Genomic DNA, 339 nt, shown 5'->3' on the forward strand with positions numbered 1-339 from the left:
TCCCTGCCGCGTAAGGGACTAATCAACTTCAACCCGTACGTGGACGGGGGCGCCCGGAACTGAATGTTCCGGGCGCCCCCGTCCACGTAGGGACCGGCCGGTCAGACCTCCGTCGCCACCGGCCCCGTCCCCCCCCAGCCGTTGCGGCCCCGCAGCAGACGCAGGAACCCGCGCGCCGACACGACGAACACGTGGTACGCGTACAGCCACAGCGCGAGCCCCCACAGCAGACCGGTCAGCCGGGACCGGTCGGGGGCGAAGTCCCGGCGGTAGAGCGGCCCCCAGGCCACGAACGGCAGCACCGAAAGCGCGCACAGGACCAGGATCAGCGGCCAGTTG

General features: G+C 71.4%; 1 pseudogene. It reads right to left on the minus strand.

From position 1 onward, the window contains the following. Window positions 1–101: 101 nt before the first annotated feature. Window positions 102–339: pseudogene (locus tag STRAU_RS19005) on the minus strand (glycosyl transferase); the annotation flags it as partial.

This window comes from Streptomyces aurantiacus JA 4570, from assembly GCF_000414115.1.
Classification (GTDB): Bacteria; Actinomycetota; Actinomycetes; order Streptomycetales; family Streptomycetaceae; genus Streptomyces; species Streptomyces aurantiacus_A.